Origin of the sequence: Micromonospora sp. NPDC005413 (assembly GCF_040606435.1) — a bacterium.
Classification (GTDB): Bacteria; Actinomycetota; Actinomycetes; order Mycobacteriales; family Micromonosporaceae; genus Micromonospora.
In genome coordinates, this window is the sequence record NZ_JBEXEV010000011.1 from 40,272 (window position 1) to 55,621 (window position 15,350).

The 15,350-nt window shown below is 73.0% G+C and carries 13 protein-coding genes; 9 read left to right on the plus strand and 4 right to left on the minus strand.

The genetic code is table 11. The annotated features are described in order from the left end of the window. Window positions 1–11 precede the first annotated feature (11 nt). Both ABZS37_RS14865 and ABZS37_RS14870 read right to left on the minus strand, forming a co-directional pair. Entirely contained in the window at window positions 12–674 is a 663-nt protein-coding gene (locus ABZS37_RS14865) for a hypothetical protein (RefSeq protein WP_355169368.1), read from the minus strand. 58 nt (window positions 675–732) lie between these two features. Then, window positions 733–2,061: a M20/M25/M40 family metallo-hydrolase gene (locus ABZS37_RS14870; RefSeq protein WP_355169122.1), complete on the minus strand. Its 1,329-nt coding sequence runs from the start codon at window positions 2,059–2,061 to the stop codon at window positions 733–735. Between the two features lie 206 nt (window positions 2,062–2,267). Between ABZS37_RS14870 and ABZS37_RS14875 the strand changes: the two genes are divergently transcribed. The 3 genes from ABZS37_RS14875 to ABZS37_RS14885 all read left to right on the plus strand — a co-directional run bounded on the left by ABZS37_RS14875 (window position 2,268) and on the right by ABZS37_RS14885 (window position 4,250). Next, window positions 2,268–2,876: a hemerythrin domain-containing protein gene (locus tag ABZS37_RS14875; RefSeq protein WP_355169124.1), complete on the plus strand. Its 609-nt coding sequence runs from the start codon at window positions 2,268–2,270 to the stop codon at window positions 2,874–2,876. An 87-nt stretch (window positions 2,877–2,963) separates the two neighbouring features. Further along, window positions 2,964–3,944: a LysR family transcriptional regulator gene (locus tag ABZS37_RS14880; protein WP_355169126.1), complete on the plus strand. Its 981-nt coding sequence runs from the start codon at window positions 2,964–2,966 to the stop codon at window positions 3,942–3,944. A 60-nt stretch (window positions 3,945–4,004) separates the two neighbouring features. Next, complete coding sequence (locus tag ABZS37_RS14885) at window positions 4,005–4,250, plus strand: hypothetical protein (RefSeq protein WP_354996026.1); 246 nt, start codon at window positions 4,005–4,007, stop codon at window positions 4,248–4,250. Between the two features lie 55 nt (window positions 4,251–4,305). On the opposite strand, the gene ABZS37_RS14890 is transcribed toward ABZS37_RS14885, so the two are convergent. Both ABZS37_RS14890 and ABZS37_RS14895 read right to left on the minus strand, forming a co-directional pair. Further along, window positions 4,306–4,656, minus strand: a complete 351-nt coding sequence (locus ABZS37_RS14890) for a DUF3140 domain-containing protein (RefSeq protein WP_355169128.1) — start codon at window positions 4,654–4,656, stop codon at window positions 4,306–4,308. Window positions 4,657–4,856: 200 nt separating this feature from the next. Further along, window positions 4,857–7,412 carry an ATP-dependent Clp protease ATP-binding subunit gene (locus ABZS37_RS14895; protein ID WP_355169130.1) on the minus strand — a complete coding sequence of 852 codons (2,556 nt, stop codon included), beginning with the start codon at window positions 7,410–7,412 and terminating at the stop codon, window positions 4,857–4,859. Window positions 7,413–7,551: 139 nt separating this feature from the next. On the opposite strand from ABZS37_RS14895, the gene ABZS37_RS14900 reads away from it, so the two are divergent. The 6 genes from ABZS37_RS14900 (at window position 7,552) to ABZS37_RS14925 (ending at window position 15,349) form a co-directional block, all read left to right on the plus strand. After that, window positions 7,552–7,944: a hypothetical protein gene (locus ABZS37_RS14900; RefSeq protein WP_354996029.1), complete on the plus strand. Its 393-nt coding sequence runs from the start codon at window positions 7,552–7,554 to the stop codon at window positions 7,942–7,944. A gap of 152 nt (window positions 7,945–8,096) precedes the next feature. After that, window positions 8,097–8,357 (plus strand): hypothetical protein, encoded by a 261-nt coding sequence (locus tag ABZS37_RS14905; protein ID WP_354996030.1) that lies wholly within the window; start codon window positions 8,097–8,099, stop codon window positions 8,355–8,357. 6 nt (window positions 8,358–8,363) lie between these two features. Then, complete coding sequence (locus tag ABZS37_RS14910) at window positions 8,364–9,380, plus strand: hypothetical protein (protein ID WP_355169132.1); 1,017 nt, start codon at window positions 8,364–8,366, stop codon at window positions 9,378–9,380. Continuing rightward, window positions 9,373–12,048 carry an FtsK/SpoIIIE domain-containing protein gene (locus ABZS37_RS14915; RefSeq protein ID WP_355169134.1) on the plus strand — a complete coding sequence of 892 codons (2,676 nt, stop codon included), beginning with the start codon at window positions 9,373–9,375 and terminating at the stop codon, window positions 12,046–12,048. Before ABZS37_RS14910 ends, ABZS37_RS14915 begins: the two co-directional genes overlap by 8 nt. Continuing rightward, window positions 12,045–12,707 carry a hypothetical protein gene (locus ABZS37_RS14920; protein ID WP_355169136.1) on the plus strand — a complete coding sequence of 221 codons (663 nt, stop codon included), beginning with the start codon at window positions 12,045–12,047 and terminating at the stop codon, window positions 12,705–12,707. Before ABZS37_RS14915 ends, ABZS37_RS14920 begins: the two co-directional genes overlap by 4 nt. 101 nt (window positions 12,708–12,808) lie before the next feature. Continuing rightward, window positions 12,809–15,349 (plus strand): CHAT domain-containing protein, encoded by a 2,541-nt coding sequence (locus ABZS37_RS14925; RefSeq protein ID WP_355169138.1) that lies wholly within the window; start codon window positions 12,809–12,811, stop codon window positions 15,347–15,349. Window position 15,350: the final 1 nt, after the last annotated feature.

Genomic DNA, 15,350 nt, shown 5'->3' on the forward strand with positions numbered 1-15,350 from the left:
CATCACACGGCCTAGTGCTGGTGCCCGGCGTGGTCGTGGTCGTCGTCGAGCTCCAGGAACGGGTGCTCGTCGAGCCGGCCGACCAGCCGGTCGTCGGCCGCCGGCTGGAACGGGCCGACCGCATCGTCGTCCTCGAACGACTCCAGGTCGACCGGGGTGCCCACCTCGCTGACCATGACCACCCCGTCGAGCGGTTCCAACTCGGGGACGTCCAGCGCGCCGAGCGAGCCGTCGCCGCTCTGCAGCAGCTCCAGCACCGCCTCGCCGACGCCCTCCACCGGTGCCGGCTCGTCGTCCTCCGGGGTGCCCTCGCGGCGGGCCGCCTCAGCCACCCGCAGCAGCGCGGAGATGCTCGGCACCCGGTAGTCACGACGCTGACGCACCGAGATCACCCGGGGGTGCGGGTCGCTGGCCTCGACTCCCTCGGCGCCGCCGAAGCGCTCGTCGGCCTCGTCCGGGTCGATCGAGTCGACATCCCATGGCGTCACCTCGCCGAAGGCGTCGAGCAGCCGCTCGTCGTACGCGTAGGAGGCGTTGTTCAACGCCACGTACGCCTGCCAGACGTCGTCGTCGTCGACGCGGCCCTGAGCGGCACGTACGGCGGCCAGGTGGTGGCGGGCCGCTTCGATCACGCGCTCGAGAGCGGCGTCCAGCTCACCGTTCTGGTCGGTCATGTGGGGCAGTCCCTTCACGATGGGGAGGTTGCGCGCCGGCTGCAGCTGCCGGACACGGCTAGCAGGTGCGGAGGAACCGGTCGAGAACCCGCACGCCGAACTGTAGTCCGTCCACCGGAACGCGCTCGTCGATGCCGTGGAACAACGCCGAGAAGTTCAGATCGGCGGGCAGTCGAAGCGGGGCGAACCCGAAGCAGCGGATGCCGAGCTGCGAGAACGCCTTGGCGTCGGTGCCCCCGGAGAGCATGTACGGAACCGGCCGCGCCCCCGCGTCCTCGGCTCGCAGGGCCGCCGACATGGCCTCGACCAGATCACCGTCGAAGGTGGTCTCCAACGCCGGCTGCCGCTGGACGTACTCGATCGCGATGTCCGGGCCGACCAGCTCGCGCAGCTGCCGCTCCAGCAGCTCGGACTGGCCGGGCAGGCTGCGGCAGTCGATGGTGGCGGTGGCCCGGCCGGGGATGACGTTGTCCTTGTAGCCGGCGCTCAACCGGGTCGGGTTGGCGGTGTTGCGGATGGTCGCGCCGATGATGTTGGCGATCGGACCGAGCTTGGCGATGGCCGTCTCCGGGTCCTCCGGGTCCAGCTCGACGCCGAGCAGGTCGGAGACCTCCTCCAGGAACGCCCGCACGGTGTCGGTGACCACCACCGGGAAGCGGTGCCGGCCGATCCGGGCCACCGCCTCGGCCAGGGCGGTGACCGCGTTGTCGTCGTGCATCATCGAGCCGTGCCCGGGGCGGCCCTTGGCGTGCAGCCGCAGCCAGTCGATGCCCTTCTCGGCGGTCTCGATGAGGTAGAGCCGTTGGCTGTCGTTGACCGAGTAGGAGAAGCCGCCGACCTCGCCGATCGCCTCGGTGCAGCCGTCGAAGAGACCCCGGTGGTTGTCCACCAGGAAGCGCGCGCCGTAGTCGCTGCCCGCCTCCTCGTCGGCGGTGTACGCGAGCACGATGTCGCGCGGGGGGCGTACCCCGGTGCGCTGCCAGTGCCGCACTACGGCGAGCACCATCGCGTCGAAGTCCTTCATGTCGATCGCGCCGCGGCCCCACAGGTAGCCGTCGCGCAGCTCGCCGGAGAACGGGTGCACCGACCACTCGTCGGCGTCGGCGGGCACCACGTCCAGGTGGCCGTGCACCAGCAGCGCACCCCGGCTCGGGTCGGTGCCCGGGATGCGGGCCACCACGTTCGCCCGGCCCGGCGCGGACTCGTGCAGGACGGACTCGACGCCCACCTCGGCGAGCTTCTCCGCCACGTACTCGGCCGCGCGGCGCTCGCCGACACTGGTGTCGTTGTCCCCCGTGTTGGTGGTGTCGATGCGCAGCAGGTCGCGGCAGAGGTCCACGACCTCTGCGGTGGGGTCGGGTCGGGCGGAGGCGGCATCGCTCGTCATCGCCTCTTCATACCAGCCCGAGCCGGTCGACAGGCCGGCGCACCGGCGCAGACAGTTTGGCGCACCGGCGCAGACAGTCCGGCGCACGTGTCGCACGCGCACCAAGGCATCGACGGATCGGTTTCGCCGGGGCCTCGTTCGGGTACCGCCGCCCACGACCGCACATCCCCTGCCGGAGCTTCCGCCCGCCAGTCGAGGAGGGCACCATGTCCGCCGTTCCCCTGCCGCCGCTGCCGCCCACGCCCGCACCCGAGGAGGGCTACCGGCCCGGTGGCCGCAACATCGCCGACATCGTGGATCGCGAGCACCGGCAGCTGCTGGCGCTGCTGGACCAGCTCACCGGTCCGGACGCCACGCCGCAGGAAGGGTTGGCGGTGCTCACCGCCGCGCTGTCGCGGCACCTGTCCGCCGAGGAGCAGTACCTGCTGCCGGCGGTGCGCGCCGCGCTGCCGACCGCCACCGAGCGGGTGGACGCCGAGATCAACGCCGACGCCAGCCTGCTGTCCACCCTCAAGGGGATGACCGAGGAGACGCTGATCGACGTCACCGAGCGGGTCCGCCGGCACGTCGACGGGGTGGGCGCGCTCGTCACCGAGCTGCGCACGGTCGCGACCGAGGAGGAGCTGATCCGGCTCGGCAACCGGCTGGAGATCGCCGAGGAGGCAGCCCCGACCCGACCGCACCCGGGCACCCCGGCCACGCCTCCGTGGAACCGGATCGTGGAGCCGGCGGTCGGCGTGGTGGACAAGGTGCTCGACGCGGTGACCCGGCGGCCGACGTACCTGGCGGACCTGCCGGAGCCGCCCCGCGGCTGACGGGCGGCGACGCCCGCCTAAAGCATTCATTGTCACCGATCCGGTCGGGCTATTCCGCCAGCTGACTCGTAGTCCTACCGTCACGGTATGAACCTGGAGCTGCGTCACCTGCGGGTGGTCTGCGCTATCGCGGAGACGGGGAGTGTGACGAAGGCGGCGTCGGCGCTCGGCCTGGCCCAGCCGGCGCTCACCGCCCAGCTCCAGCGCATCGAGCGGACACTGGGCGGCCCGCTGTTCGACCGGGATCGGCGCGGTGCCCGGCCCACCGCGCTCGGCGAGCTGGTGCTGGCCCGTGCCCGGGTGCTGCTGCCGGCGATGAAAGGGCTGCAGGACGAGGCCGCCCGCCTGGCCGGGGCCGGCGACGCGCCGCCCTGCTACCGGTTCGGCGGGGTGAACAGCCCGATCCTCGGCAGGCTGGTGCACCGGTTGGCCGCCGAGCAGCCCCCCGCCCAGATCACCACGTACGCCTCCTGGTCGGTGGACGAGTTGGCGCAGTTGGTGACCGGCGGCCGACTGGACTTCGCGCTCACCGGTGTGTGCGGTGACGCCAGCCCGTCGGTCGGGTTCGGTCTGAGCTGGCAGGAGGTGGCCATCGACCCGGTGCTGGTGCTGCTGCCGGAGACGCACCCCCTCGCGGCGCACGACGAGGTGCGCCTGGCGGACCTGCGTCACGAGCAGTGGGTGGCCGCGCCGGGCGACGGCTGCTTCAGCGACTGCTTCGCCGCCGCCTGCGCCCGCGCCGGCTTCACCCCTCGCAAGGTGTACGAGACCGACATCCGTGGCTGCCTCGACCTGGTGGACGCCGGCGTGGGGGTGGCGCTGTGCCAGGCGACGTTCCGCCCGGTGGCCGGGTTGGTCACCCGTCGGCTCGCCGGGATACCGCTGCGCTGGCGGCTGTTGCTCGGCTGGCACCCGGACGCCCCCGCCGCCCGGGAGGCCGAACTGGTGTTGGAGACGGCCAAGGCGGCGTACGTCGACTCGTTGGCCCCGCATCCCGCGTACCTGGCCTGGCTGCTGCGCAATCCGGGGTTCGGCGTCCGGCAGCCCACCGGGGTCCAGCCGGGCTGAGTGAGAGGTATTCCCGGCCGGTGGCGGTGCGAACCGCCGTTGTCCGGGTATCTGGCGGACATGACCGACCTCTACCCGCCCGCCGACGACCGCGAACTGCTCCGCCAGGCGGCTGCCGCGCACACCGCCGCCACACGTCAGGTGGAGGCGTTCCTGCGCCGACTGCCGGAGGTGCCCGACCCGGCCGACGTCACCGAGTACGCCAACCTGCTCAGCAGGGAGGACCAGACCCGTGGTGACCGGGACGCCGCCGCCGACGCGGCGGGTCTGACCATCGGCAGCCTGGAGCCCGACCAGGGCCAGTAGCGTGACGCGACGGTGCCGTCCCTGCCCGGGACGGCACCGTCGAGCGTGGCACCTCTCAGCGTTCGACGAGCGGGTCGTGACCCAGGTCGAGCAGCGAGTGCCGCCAGTTGTCGTCGGCGCTGCCGCGCGACGGCTTGGCGTCCATCAGCTCGCGGATCCGCTCGACCGCCTCCCGCATCACCTCGATGTCCTCCGGGGTGAGGTCGACCTTGCGCTTGTTCAGCACCTTGAGGATCTCCCGGCCCGGCTGGGGCAGGTCGAGGTTCGGGCTCGGGCTGAACGCCTCCTCCCCGGAACCCCGGGTCAGCAGCCAGGTACGCAGCTGCTCCGACGGAACGTTGACCTCGGCGTGGAAGTCCTCCCAGAGCACTTCCACCTCGGGGTCGAGCCGCGCTTCGCGTACCATCAGGTCTCCTCTCGCAGGCGGCGGCCCGGACGTCTCCGGGTCGTCCTGGTCGGTCTTCGGATGCAGGCCCTCCGCGGGCACCCGCGTCCTGCGGGGGTTCGCGGTGGGCGACGCCAGGATCGGGTCGGGATGGTGGTCCTCGTCCCGGGTCTCCGCGGGCTCGTGCGGCTCTTCAGGTTCGCCTCGTCGCGTCGGCCCACTCATCGCGGGTGCGTGGTCGTGGCGGCGGTGTACCCCCGCTCGCCCGCGGTCACGTCGAAGGTGAGCGCGCCGTCGCGGACGTCCACGATGACCTTCTGCCCGGGTGAGATCGCCGACTCCAGCAGCATCCGGGACAGGTGGTTGTCCACCTCCCGCTGAATCACGCGGCGCAGCGGGCGGGCGCCGAACTCCGGCTGGTAGCCGTGCTCGGCGAGCCAGTCGATGCCGGCGGTGGTGAACTCCACCTGGAGGTCCTGGGCGTGCATGCGCCGGCGGGTCTCCTCCAGCAGCAGCGCGGTGATGTCGCGCAACTGCTCGGCCTCCAGCCGTCGGAAGATGATGACCTCGTCGATGCGGTTGAGGAACTCCGGGCGGAAGTTCTCCTGCAGGCGGCGCATCAACCGTTCGCGCAGCTCCTCGTTCTCCTGCTCGCTGCCCGGCGCACCGGTGCCGAACCCGACGGCCCGCTGGGTGCCGGTGATCAGCTCGGAGCCGAGGTTGCTCGTCATGATCAGGACGGTGTTCTTGAAGTTCACCGTCCGGCCCTGGCTGTCGGTGAGCCGCCCGTCGTCGAGCACCTGGAGCAGGATGTTGAACACGTCCGGGTGGGCCTTCTCGATCTCGTCGAGCAGCACCACCGCGTACGGGCGGCGGCGCACCGCCTCGGTGAGCTGGCCGGCCTCCTCGTAGCCGACGTACCCGGGTGGGGCGCCGACCAGCCGGCTGACCGTGTGCCGCTCCTGGAACTCGCTCATGTCGACCCGGACCATCCGGTCCGCCTCGCCGAACAACGCCTCGGCCAGGGCGCGGGCCAGCTCGGTCTTGCCGACGCCGGTCGGGCCGAGGAACAGGAAGCTGCCCATCGGCCGCTCCGGGTCGGCCAGCCCGGCCCGGGAGCGACGGACGGCCTCGGCGACCGCGGTGACGGCGTCGTCCTGGCCGACCACCTTCTGGTGCAGGTGCCCCTCCAGGCGCAACAGCCGGTCCCGTTCCTCCTCGGTGAGCTGGCTGACCGGGATGCCGGTGGCCCGGGAGACCACCTCGGCGATCTCCTGCGGGCCCACCTCGGGCACCTGCGAGGCCGACCCGTTGTCGCCGTTCGCGCGACGCATCGCCTCCTCCAGCTCGGAGATCCGGTCGCGCAGCGCGGAGGCCCGCTCGTACTGCTCGTCGGTGACGGCCTGTTCCTTGTCGCGGCGTACCTCGTCGAGCTGCTGCTCCAGCTCCCGCACGTCGGAGGCGGGAGTGCGGGTACGCAGTCGCACCCGTGCGCCGGACTGGTCCATGAGGTCGATGGCCTTGTCCGGCAGGAACCGGTCGGTGACGTACCGGTCGGACAGCTCGGCGGCGGCGACCAGTGCCTCGTCGGTGAAGCGCACCTGATGGTGTGCCTCGTACCGGTCGCGCAGCCCCCGCAGGATGGCGATCGTGTCGTCGACGCTGGGCTCGGGCACCAGCACCGGCTGGAAGCGCCGGGCCAGCGCGGCGTCCTTCTCGATGGTCTTGCGGTACTCGTCCAGCGTCGTCGCGCCGATCACCCGCAGCTCGCCCCGGGCCAGCGCGGGTTTGAGCATGTTGGACGCGTCCATCCCGCCCTCGCTGCCGGCGCCACCCGCCCCGACCAGCGTGTGAATCTCGTCCATGAAGATGATCAGCTCGTCCCGGTGCGCCCGGATCTCGTCGATCACCTTCTTCAGCCGCTCCTCGAAGTCGCCCCGGTACCGGGTGCCGGCGACCAGGCCGGCCAGGTCGAGTTGGACGACCCGCTTGCCGAGCAGGGTCTGCGGGACGTCACCGTCGCAGATCCGTTCGGCCAACCCCTCGACGATGGCGGTCTTGCCGACGCCGGCCTCACCGATCAGCACCGGGTTGTTCTTGGTACGCCGGGACAGGATCTCGACGGCCTGCTCGATCTCGTCGGCCCGTCCGATCACCGGGTCGATCTGATCGTTGCGGGCCAGGTCGGTGAGGTCCTGCCCGTACTGGTCGAGGGTCGGGGTGCCGCGGTCGGGCTTCGGGCCGGTCATCGGCCCGCGCTCGGCGTTGGCCGCCTGCAACGACTCGGGTTGGATCCGACCGGCGGCCAGCATCCGCCCGGCCGGCGACTCCGGGTTGAGCGGCAGCGCCATCAGGATGTGTTCCGGGCCGATGTAGTTGGCGCCCATCGCCCTCGACAGCTGATGGGCGTCGAGCAGCGCGCGCTTGGCGGCTGGGGTCAACGACAGGTTGGGCGGCACCTCCCCGCGCGGCGCGCCGTCGCCCTTCCCGCCGAGCGCGTTGAGCAGGGTGTCCGGGTCGGCGCCGGCCCGGCGTACCAGGTCACGCAGGGGTTCGCGTTGTAGCGCCGCCCAGAGCAGGTGGTCGGTGTCCAGGTCGCTGCTGTGGCGTTGCGCGGCCCTCCGGGCCGCGTCGGCCAGCATCTCCCGGGCGTCAGCCGTCATCAGTCGGGTGATGTCGACCCGGTGCGGCGGTCGGCGCCCTCCCTCGCCCCGGCCGAAGTACCTGGCCAGGAATTCGTCCCACGGGTCGGAGCCGGTGTCACCGGGTCCCATCATGTCTGTCCTCCGCAGTTGGCGCGGCACGGTCGGCAGGGGCTACCCGGCGCGCGCCCTGACAAACGCCGCAGATGGCGGAGCACCGGCATCTCGGGAGTGGCGTCGGGCCGGGGCCGACCGTTGGTGGCAGGCTGACGGGATGGATGAGACCCCGCTGCTGATCGTGGATGGCGCCAACGTGGTGGGCTCCCGCCCGAACGGGTGGTGGCGTGACCGCGCCGGGGCCGCGGCCCGGTTGCGCGACTCCCTCGCCCCGGTGGCGACCGTCGGGCTGCCGGCTCGACTGACCGCGCCGGTGGAGGTGGTGCTGGTGGTCGAGGGGGCCGCGCGGGACGTCCCGGGCACCGAGGGCGTCCGGGTGGTCTCCGCTGCCGGCTCCGGTGACGACTCGGTGGTCGAGCTGGTGGAGGGGGCGCCGCTGCGTCGCCGGCTGGTGGTCACGGCCGACCGGGAGTTGCGGGGCCGCGTGACGGCGCTGGGCGCCGAGGTGTACGGCCCGCGCTGGCTCCGCGAGGACCCGACCAGCAACTGAGAAGTTCTCACACTGGGACTCCCACAGAACGGACTCCCGGCACTTCCGGGCACCTACCGGTCAGGCGGGCAGGAACACCGACAGGGCGGATGTTCTTTCGTGGCCACCAATAGGCTCTAATGGAGATCTCCCCGCCCCCAGGAGGTTCCACCGTGGCGAGCGTCGCCGAGCTGAAGGCTGCCATCGATGTCGCCCTCCAACAGATCTCCGACGGGCAGACAGCCGTGCAGGCGGCCGGCGAGAAGCTGGCCGAGGCGCAGCAGACCCTGGCCGGCGCGCTGGAGGGCAGCGGGCACGAGACGGTGGAGGCGGCCCAGGCGTCGCTGACCCAGGCCAGCCAGGAGCTGGAGGAGTGTCTCGCCGCGACACTGGTCGCGGTGGAGCAGGCGCAGCTCTACGTCGCCACCCTGTAGGCCGCCGTGTCCATCATCGAGGACGTCGGTGGGCAGGTCCGTGCGGCCAGCGAGGAGTTCCCGGTGGCCCTGCTCGGGCAGGCGCTGGAGAAGTTCGGCCTGGCCGCGGAGCGACTGCGCTGGGTACGTCAGGAGTCGGCCAACCCGATGGGGGTGCCCGAGCTGTCCGCCGCCACCGAGCACGCCGAGAGCGCCGGCTACGCGCTGCGCGTGGCGCAGGAGCAACTGTCGGCGTACCTGGCCGCGATCGGGCTCGGCGCGGACGGCGCCCCGGCGGCCCGCCCGCAACCGCGCGAACCCCGCCACGACACACCACCGGCGGCCGGGCCGACCGTCGTCACGCCGGAGCCCGCCGAGCAGGTGCGGCTGCGCCGTTGGTGGTCGGTGCGGGTGGCCGAGCTGACCGGCGGGCGCGACGGCGGCGCCGACGAACCCGACGAGCGGCTGGACGACTCCCAGGAGTTGCTGCGCCGGGTCGTACGCGGGGTGCGCGCCGGCGATCGGGACCGGCTGCGTACCGAACTGCGCCGGGCCCCGGCCGACGTGGGGCTGGGCATGGCGGCGCTGGCGCCACCGCTGCTGCGCGAGCTGGCCGGTGAGCTGCTGGGGCACCCGCCGCGCGCCACCGACCTCGGGCGGCTGCGCGGGGAGTTGGACGGGCGCGTCCGCGACCTGCTGCCCGGCCTGCCGCCGCCGGTGCTGGAGACGCTGCTGACCCGGGTGTGCCGGATGCCGCCGCCGCGTGCCTCCGGGGAGCCGCCGCACGCCGCCGACTCGGCGGTGACAGCCGGCGTGGCGACCGGGCTGCTGCTCGCCCGGCTCGGCCGGGACCTGCCCTCGGGCACCGCCCCACAACCGGCGAACGTGGGGCAACCGGCTGCTGGACGGCCGACCGGCGGGAGTCCACGTGCCGACGGTCCGGTTCAGCGGCCGGGTGGCGCCGCTGGGCAGCGGTCCGGCACGCTGCCGCGCTCGGGCAACCCGTGGCGGGACGCGCCCACCCGTCGGGGCTCCGATGGCTGACCGGCGCGGTCAGCTGGCCACCCGTGTCCGGGACACTCTCGCCGAGGCGTTGGGCGCCACCCGTACCCGGCTGTCTGCCGCCCAGGCCGAGCTGACCGCCGGGCGGGAACGGCTGGCCCGGGTCCGGCGGGCCGCCGCCGCCGTACCGGAACGGGTGGCCGCCCAGCGGGACCGCCGCCTCGCCGAGATCGACGCCCAGCACTCCGCCCGGATCGGGGAGCTGGCCCGGCGGGCCGCCGACGCCGCCCGTCAGGAGGCGCCCGGCTGCGCGGGGGCGGGCTGGCCGGGGTGGGCGCCGACGCCCGCCCGGCGGGCGGAGCCACCCGGTGCGCTGCGGGTCGGCACGGTCCGGATCGACGGCGTCGACCCGGTGCCCGCGCTGGTGCCTCTGCTCGACGCCGGGCACGTGCACCTTTCCGGGGACGACCGCGCCGGCTGCGACGCGGTGGTGTCCGCGTTGCTGCTGCGGGCCGTCGGGCGTGCCGACCCGGGGGCGGTACGGCTGATCGGGTACGACCCGGAGCAACTCGGCGGCGGCCTGGCCGGGTTCGCCCCGCTGGGCACGGCGGGGCTGCTCACCTTCGTCGGCCCCGGTGGGCTGGGTCCTCTGCTGGACGACCTGGTGGAGCAGATCCGGCGGATCAACGAGACAGTGCTCGCCGGCGAGTACGCGTCCCTGCGCGAACTGGCCGCGGCGACCGGCCGACGACCCGAACCGTGGCGGGTGGCGGTGCTGCTCGGTGGTGACGAGCTGAATCGACACGAACGCGGTCAGCTGGACCGGGTGGTGCGGGCCGGCGCGGCCTGCGGGGTGCACCTGGTGGTCCACGGCGTGCCGTTGCCGGAGGACCCGACGGTGACCCGGGTCGTGGCCGAGGCGTCCGGCGCGCGCATCGGAGGGTCGTCCGGTCTGCCGGTCCGGCTGGACCCATCGCCACCGGCGACGCTGGTCACCGAGACCTGCCGGGAGACCGCCGCCCGGGTGAACGCGGGCCCACCGCCGACCCCGTTCGCCGACCTGCTGCCCCCGCCCGAGCTGATGTGGCGGGAGGATTCCGCCGACGGGCTGACCGCGCCGATCGGTGAGGGGCCGCAGGGCCGACCGGTGCGGCTGACGTTGGGCGACTATCCACCGCACGCGCTGATCGGTGGGCCGTCCGGCACCGGCAAGACCAACCTGATCTTCGCCTGGATCGGCGCGCTGGCGGCCCGCTACTCCCCCGCCGAGCTGGAGTTCTACCTGCTGGACTTCAAGGAGGGGGTGTCCTTCGCGCGGTTCGCGCAGGGCCGACGCGACCCGAGCTGGCTGCCGCACATGCGTCTGGTCGGCATCAACGTCAACACCGACCGGGAGTTCGGGCTGGCGCTGCTGCGCTTCCTCGCCGAGGAGCTGCGCCGGCGTGCCGACGCGGCCAAGAAGCACGAGGTGACCAAGCTGGCCGAGCTGCGGGCGGTCGACCCGACAGGGCACTGGCCACGGATCGTCGCGGTGGTCGACGAGTTCCAGATGCTGCTGGCCGGTCGGGACGTGGTCGCCCGCGAGGCGGCCGACCTGCTGGAGGACCTGGCCCGGCGGGGCCGGTCGCAGGGCATCCACCTGGTGCTCGCCTCGCAGGACGTGCGGGGCATCGAGGCGCTGTGGGGCCGTCCCGCGCTGGTCGCCCAGTTCGCCCTGCGCATCGCGTTGCCCAAGGCGCTGCGGATCCTCGCCGAGCGCAACGACGCGGCGCAGTCGCTGCCCCGCTGGCACGCGGTGATCAACGCCGAGTCGGGCATGGTGGAGGGCAACGAGGTGGCCCGCATCCCGTCGGCCAGCGACTGGGAGACGTGGAGCGGGTTGCAGCACCAGCTGTGGCGGATGCGCCCGGCCGACGCGGCGCCGGCCCGGCTCTTCGACGGCGACGCGATTCCCCGGCTGCCCGACGCCCCGGACTTCCGGGCGCTCGCCGTGCCGTCGGACGGGGCCGCGCCGCGCAGCCCGGTGGCCCTGCTCGGCGAGATCATCGACGTGCAGTCCCGTTCGGCGGCACTGCGGCTGCCGCGCGCCCCGGGGCGCAACCTCGCGGTGCTGGGCACACGCGTGGACGAGGCGTGCGCGGTCCTGGACGCGGCGGCCCGGTCGCTGGCCCGCCAGCACCCGCCGGGCACCGCCCGGTTCTCCATCGCCTGCCTCGACGCGGACGCCGACCCGATCGCCCGCGCCCTCTACGACGACCTGGCCGACGACGCCGCCTGGTACGACGAGGAGACCGTCGGCGAGCTGATGGCCGAGACGGCCGACGGGCTGACCGGCCCGGGCAGCCCGCACTACCTGCTGCTGTTCGCGGTCGACGCGGCAGCCGGAGCGCTGGCCGCCCGCGTGGGCCGGCGTACCGGCCTGGAGCAGCTACGCCGGATCCTGCACGACGGACCGGAACGACGGACGCACGTGCTGGCCTGGTGGCGGGGGGTGGCCCGGATGCGCGCCGACCTGGGTGGGCCGGCCGCCCGCACCGACCAGATTGGCGCCTGGGTGGCGCTGGACGCCCACGGCGGCGAGCTGGGCTCCTCGCTCTACCCGGGCACCGGCGGCCCCGACTGGTATCCCCGCCCCTGGCGGGGGCTCTTCTTCGACCGGGCGGTCCACCGCACCGGACAGGTGATCATCCCCTACGGACCGTCGCGATGAACGAACCGGTGACCAGCGAGACGTACGCGGCGCAGCTCCGGCGGTTGGCCGACCTGACCGCACGGGTACGCGAACAGCGCGGCGAGGCGCACAGCTGGTACGACCGGCAGTGCGCAGCGGCCGAGCGGGCGGTCGCCGACGCCACCGATCAGGTCCGGCGTGCCGAGGAGGAGCTTGTCGCCGCACGCGAGCAGCAGGAACGCGTGGACGCCGAGGTGGCCCACCTGTGGCAGCAGGTACGCACGCGGCTGGGCGCTCGCCGACTCGGCGGCCCGCCCGCGCCCGCCAACGGCAACGGGGCCACCGACCCGGTGCTGCTGCTCGGACGGGCCCGTGACCTGCTCGACCGGGCCGGGCAGCCGGGTGAGCTGCCGGGCTCGGTCAACCCGCTGCTGGCGCTCTGCGGGGTGGCCGGCGCCGTGCTGGCGTACGCCCTGGGCACCGGCGCGCGTGCGCTCGGCGTCGGGTACGGCGGCGACCTGGCGGTCGGAATGCCGGTGCTCGCGCTGGTGGTGACCCTGCTCGGGCCGCTGATCGGCCTGGTGCCGGCGCGGGTGCTGGCCGACCGCCGGCACGCGATGCTCGGGCCCCGACCGATCACGGTGGTGCTCGGCGCCGGCGTGGTCGCCACTGTGCTGCTGCTGGTGCTCGGCCGCTGACCTCCGGCACGTCGTTCTGGCCGCGACGTCCATAGTGAACTGTCGAATAGCCGACCGCCGCAGCGGCCAGCGGGCCTCGGAACTCCGATACGGTACGCGAAATGGTCAGCTTCTTCATCAACGATCCCCGCGACGACGAGAGCTTCGTCGCGGTACTGATCGGCGACGCGCTGACCGCCCGATTCGGCCGCGAAAGCGTCTTTCCCGGTCGCTTTTTGGCGGTCGGAGTCGACGACGCCGATCGGCGGCGCCGGCTGGTGGACTCGTCGGCGATGATCGTCGTGATCGGACAGACATGGGGCAGCGAGGACGGCGTGGCGGGCGGCCTTTCCGACACCGCCCGTCGGGAGGTTGAGACCGCCCTCGCGCTGACCATCCCCGTCATCGTCGTACTGGTGGGCGACGCGAGGCAGCCTACCGACAGAGATCTGCCCCCATCTCTCCGGCCGCTCAGCCGTCTGGAAGCCTGGCGGATCCGCGTGCGGAGCGCCTATTCGGACAACCGTCGGCTCATCGACATGCTCGCAACGAGGTTCGACACGGACACCACGTCCACCGGGCCGACGATGCCCGCGCTCCTCAACGAGGAGCCGGTGCGGCTGGTCATGCCACCCCCGGCCCACCAGCGGGCGGCCATCGTCCACTCGACCCGCAAGGGTGATCTGGAGGTCGCCGACAGCGGCACACCGACGCGCTGGTCAGTTCGGGCACTCGCCAGGTACTCGACCCGCTACGAGGTGGACATCGGCGCTCACCGTGTCACTCTCGAGGTCCTCCTGCCCGCCAAGGACCACCGGCACAGGTTCACGGCGCGGATCGCCGTCGACATCCGGGTGACCGACCCGGCGGCGGTCGTACGGCAGGCGGTCACGGACGCCGTACCCGCCGTCCGCGCCTACCTGATCGATGCCTGGGGGTCGATCACCCGACGGTTCACGGTTCATGAGTTGGCCCACGCCAAGACTGCCATCGGCCAGTGGCTGGACCGGGACATGCTCGCTCCTGGCGGTATCACGCTCCGGGCCGTACGGGCCCAGCTGACCCTCGGAGATCGGGAGCTGGGCTACCTGCGGGATCGGGACCAGGGCAGAGTGGGCATGTTCAGCCGAGCAACATCCCGCTATCCCAGCAGGAAATTCCGGAACATTCCGTTTCCTGCGCACCGGAAAGCGCCTCGGGGTAGGCCGAACTCGACGCTTCCCGGTGCCGGGCAGCGGCCGGAGCGGCTGCTGGTGGCGCGGGCGCCCAGCCAGGTCCCGGCGGGTCGGGACCTGAGCCTCGACGTCCGACTCGTCAGCGAAGGGCGGTCGGTGCACCCGAACGCCGTGACCGCGAGGCTGGCGAACCTCTCCGTCGCCGACGAGGGCACGCCGGTGACCGTGACCGCCCACGCACCCTCCGGCCTGCACGCCGAGGGCCCGCTCCAGCAGACCATGCTGGTCACGCCGGGCGAGGATCCGGCGCCGGTCCGGTTCGGTTTCGGGGCGCGTACCCCTGGCCTGCACCGGATCGACGTGACGGCCTGGGCCGGCGGCACCTTTCTCGGCGAGGTGTCGGTCGAGGTCTCGGTCTCCGACGGTGGGCCGTTCCGCAGCGGGCGGGCACAGGCGGGGCTGCTGGAGGCCCCGCAGGCACGGCCGGGCGAGGTCACCATGGAGGTGCGGTTCGACGGCAGCCGGTACACCTTCCAGTTGCGCTCCGAGGCGGCGCTGTTCGCCCCCGTTGTCGAGTCGGTCGCGAACACACCGAACGCCGCGGTGGAGAACGCGATCAGGGAGCTGCAGCAGTTGGCCGAGGGCTCCCGCTACAGCGCGACGATGACCCGCGAGGTCATCCGGTCGGCGGGCATCCAGCTGTGGTCGGAGATGGTGCCCGCCGACGTGCGGGACCAGTTCTGGCAGGTGGGCGCCACGATGAGCGCCTTCACGATCGCCACTGACCACGACGTGGTCCCGTGGGAGTTGCTCTATCCGCTCAGTGCCCAGCGGGATGCCGGTTTCCTCGTCGAACAGGTCCCGGTGGTACGCCGCACCTACGGTCAGCACCGGTCGGCGACGATCGGCCTGCGCAACCCGCGCTTCGTGGTGCCGCCGAAGGCTCCCACCGGGGCGCACGAGGAGATCGCCACCATTCGCGCGATCCTCGGCGCGGTCGACAGCGCGCCAATCACCAGCGCGGACGATCTGCTCGCCCTGATCAACTCGGGGGCGCTGGGCGCGACCCACTTCGCCTGCCACAACACGTTCTCGTCGGACGGCTCGTTCATCGACATGGAGGGCGGTCGGTTCAAGCCGTCCCTGCTCGCCGAGGCCCGCATCCGGAAACTGCTGGAGGCGACCGGTCCCCTGGTGTTCATCAACGCGTGCCGGAGCGCGGGCGTGGCACCGACGTACACCAGGATGCTCGGCTGGGCCCAGCAGTTCATGGCGTCCGGTGCCGGTGCGTTCGTCGGCACGCTCTGGGCGGTGCGTTCGGAAAGCTCGGCTCGCTTCGCGACCTCGTTCTACCGGTCCCTCGCCGAGGGTGCCACGCTCGGCGCGGCGGCCCTCGCCGCACGGACCGACCAGCAGGACGACCCGCTCGACCCGACCTGGCTGGCATACGCCGTCTACGGCGACCCGTTCGCCACCGCTGCCCTCTGAC

What these genes read in the sequence shown, in the direction of transcription:
- ABZS37_RS14865 (WP_355169368.1), bottom strand. Translation starts at nt 674, where the DNA reads ATGACCGACCAGAACGGTGAGCTGGACGCCGCTCTCGAGCGCGTGATC.
- ABZS37_RS14870 (WP_355169122.1), bottom strand. Translation starts at nt 2,061, where the DNA reads ATGACGAGCGATGCCGCCTCCGCCCGACCCGACCCCACCGCAGAGGTC.
- ABZS37_RS14875 (WP_355169124.1), top strand. Translation starts at nt 2,268, where the DNA reads ATGTCCGCCGTTCCCCTGCCGCCGCTGCCGCCCACGCCCGCACCCGAG.
- ABZS37_RS14880 (WP_355169126.1), top strand. Translation starts at nt 2,964, where the DNA reads ATGAACCTGGAGCTGCGTCACCTGCGGGTGGTCTGCGCTATCGCGGAG.
- ABZS37_RS14885 (WP_354996026.1), top strand. Translation starts at nt 4,005, where the DNA reads ATGACCGACCTCTACCCGCCCGCCGACGACCGCGAACTGCTCCGCCAG.
- ABZS37_RS14890 (WP_355169128.1), bottom strand. Translation starts at nt 4,656, where the DNA reads ATGGTACGCGAAGCGCGGCTCGACCCCGAGGTGGAAGTGCTCTGGGAG.
- ABZS37_RS14895 (WP_355169130.1), bottom strand. Translation starts at nt 7,412, where the DNA reads ATGATGGGACCCGGTGACACCGGCTCCGACCCGTGGGACGAATTCCTG.
- ABZS37_RS14900 (WP_354996029.1), top strand. Translation starts at nt 7,552, where the DNA reads ATGGATGAGACCCCGCTGCTGATCGTGGATGGCGCCAACGTGGTGGGC.
- ABZS37_RS14915 (WP_355169134.1), top strand. Translation starts at nt 9,373, where the DNA reads ATGGCTGACCGGCGCGGTCAGCTGGCCACCCGTGTCCGGGACACTCTC.
- ABZS37_RS14920 (WP_355169136.1), top strand. Translation starts at nt 12,045, where the DNA reads ATGAACGAACCGGTGACCAGCGAGACGTACGCGGCGCAGCTCCGGCGG.
- ABZS37_RS14925 (WP_355169138.1), top strand. Translation starts at nt 12,809, where the DNA reads ATGGTCAGCTTCTTCATCAACGATCCCCGCGACGACGAGAGCTTCGTC.